Source organism: uncultured Oscillibacter sp. (assembly GCF_900544955.1).
Taxonomy (GTDB): domain Bacteria; phylum Bacillota; class Clostridia; order Oscillospirales; family Oscillospiraceae; genus Oscillibacter.
In genome coordinates this window covers 1-2,751 of the sequence record NZ_UQXD01000081.1, presented here as the reverse complement: position 1 = coordinate 2,751, position 2,751 = coordinate 1, and the positions used below count along the sequence as shown (strand labels likewise).

At 62.8% G+C, this 2,751-nt stretch carries 2 protein-coding genes; both read right to left on the bottom strand.

Features of this window, described 5'->3' with window-relative positions:
• Positions 1-90: 90 nt before the first annotated feature.
• Positions 91-1,398 carry an acetyl-CoA hydrolase/transferase family protein gene (locus QZS21_RS11605; RefSeq protein ID WP_295583572.1) on the bottom strand — a complete coding sequence of 436 codons (1,308 nt, stop codon included), beginning with the start codon at positions 1,396-1,398 and terminating at the stop codon, positions 91-93.
• A gap of 11 nt (positions 1,399-1,409) precedes the next feature.
• On the bottom strand, positions 1,410-2,555 hold the full coding sequence (locus QZS21_RS11600) for an acyl-CoA dehydrogenase (RefSeq protein WP_295583570.1): 1,146 nt from the start codon (positions 2,553-2,555) through the stop codon (positions 1,410-1,412).
• Positions 2,556-2,751: the final 196 nt, after the last annotated feature.

Below are 2,751 nucleotides of genomic sequence, written 5' to 3'. Positions count from 1 at the left end.
CCGCTACCTTTCCGGAGGTATCCGGCACCTGCTTGACACAAACAATGATTTTCATATAGTACCTTCCTTGTAAAAGACGTTGGTTGGCGATCAGATCAGGATGTTCTCCTTCTTCGCCTCAAAGGTGAGCATATCCCGGAAGCTGGGGTGGGCAATGGCGATCAGGGCCTTTGTCCGCTGGCTCAGGGTCCGGCCCCGCAGCTTGGCGATGCCGTATTCCGTCACGATGCAGTCCACATCATTTTTGCTGGTGCTGATCTGGGCACCGGGGGTCAGGGTGGGCATGATGCGGCTGACGGTGTCGTTTTTGGCGGTGGAGGCAAAGGCGATGAAGCTCTTGCCGCCCTTGGACTGCACGGCGCCCCGCACGTAGTCGCTCTGCCCGCCGGTGCCGGAGACGTGGCGGGTGCCGATGGACTCGGCACAGACCTGACCGAAGAAGTCCACCTCCAGGGCGGCGTTGATGGAGATAAAATCGGGATGCCGGGCGATCACCGCCGGGTCGTTGACATAGTTGACCGGCAGCATCTCCACCATGGGGTTGTCGTCGATGTAATCGTACATCCGCTGGGAGCCGAAGGCGAAGGCCGCCACGGTTTTCCCCGTGTGGATGGGTTTGGCGCTGTTGTCCACGGCGCCGCACTCGATGAGGGTCATCATGCTGTCGGTGAACATCTCTGTGTGGATGCCCAGGTGGCGCTTGTCCTGAAGGGCATTGCCCACGGCGTCGGGAATGGCGCCGATGCCCAGCTGGAGGGTGGCGCCGTTGGGAATCTCCTCGGCGATATAGCCGCCGATCCTGGCGCTGACCTCGTCGATTTTCGTGGGGGGCAGACAGATCAGGGGGGCGTCGTTCTCCCACAGGGCGGAGACCCGGGAGACGTGGATCTGGGTGGAGGTCAGGCTCCGGGGCATGTGGGGGTTGACCTCCAGCAAAATGGTCTTGGCGGTGGACACCAGCGCCTGGGAGAGGGAGCCGTCGCAGCCGGTGCTGAAATAGCCGTGCTTGTCCATAGGGGACACCGCCGCGATGAGCACGTCGGGCTGCACATACTCCTGGAACAGGCCCGGGATGTCCCGGTAGTAGGCGGGCATCACGTCAGCAAACCCGGCGTTGATGGCCTTCCGGGCGTTTGCCTGGGAGAACCAGGATACCCCCAGGTACTTCCCGGCGAATTCCTCCCGGTAGAAGGGGAAGGGGGCGGTGTCCAGCAGGGTGTGCTGGGTGATGTTCTCCAGCTGCCCGGCCTGGATGGCCCGACCGATGGCCTCGTAGATCAGGGGGGAGTGGGCCAGGGCGATGTCGGAGGCGCACACGGCGCCGGAATGCAGGCAGCATCTGACCGCCTCATCGGGGGTGGTCAGCTTGCTTTGATAGAGGGCTTGTAAATTCTCCATAGGGCGCTTGCTCACTTCACGCCCATGGCCCGGGAAATGACCATGCGCTGGACCTCGGAGGTGCCCTCGTAGATCTCGGTGATCTTGGCGTCCCGCATCATGCGCTCCACGGGATACTCCCGGGTGTAGCCGTAGCCGCCGAAGAGCTGCACGGCCCGGCGGGTGACGTCGGAGGCCATCTCGGCGGCGTAGAGCTTGGCCATGGAGGAGTAAAAGCCGGTCTGGGGATCGCCCTGGTCTTTGGCGAAGGCGGCGCGGTAGACCAGCAGCTGGGCGGCGTCGGCCCGGGCCTTCATGTCCGCCAGCTGGAACTGGGTGTTCTGGAACTGGCTGAGGCGCTTGCCGAACTGGACCCGCTCCTGGGTGTACTTGACCGCCTCGTTGATGGCGCCCTCGCCGATGCCCAGCGCCTGGGCGGCCACGCCCACGCGGCCGCCGTCCAGCGTGCCCATGGCGACCTTAAAGCCCTTGCCCTCTTTGCCCAGCAGGTTTTCCTTGGGTACGATGCAGTCCTCCATGATGAGGTCGCAGGTGGAGGAGCCGCGGATGCCCATCTTGCGCTCATGCTTGCCCACGGAGAAGCCCGGGAAATCCCGCTCCACAATGAAGGCGGAGATGCCGTGGTTGCCGGCGTGCTTGTCGGTCATGGCGAAGACCACGTAGGTGTCGGCCACGGTGCCGTTGGTGATGAAGCACTTGGTGCCGTTGAGCACGTAGTGGTCGCCCACCAGCTCCGCCACGGTCTGCTGGCCGGAGGCATCGGAGCCGGCGTTGGGCTCCGTCAGGCCGAAGGCGCCGATCTTCCGGCCGCTGAGCAGGTCCGGCAGGTACTTCATCTTCTGCTCCTCGGTGCCGAAGGCATAGATGGGGTAGGAGCACAAAGAGGTGTGGGCGCAGACGATGACGGAGGTGGTGCCGCAGACCTTGGCCAGTTCCTCCACGGCCAGGGCGTAGGCCATGTTGGTGCCGCCGGCGCCGCCGTAGCGCTTGGGGAAGGGAATGCCCATCATGCCCAGCTTTGCCATCTTCTCCACGGTCTCCATGGGGAAGCGCTCCTCCTCGTCGATCTCCTCGGCCAGGGGCTTCACTTCGGTCTCGGCAAATTCCCGATACATTTTTTGGAGCATTTTCTCCTCGTTGCTCAGGTAAAAGTCCATATTGTTACACCTTTCCAATCGTTTTGGGCCGTGGGGACACGGCCCGCAAATACGAGATTCCAGTTTTTCAAGCAAGCTGAAAAACTGGAATCTCGTCATGTGATGAATGAGGGAATCCCAGGTTACGCTGCCGGAGCGGCCGTTATTTGGCAGCCTTGGCGGCCTTGATGGCCTCGGTGAGCATGGGGGCAACCTT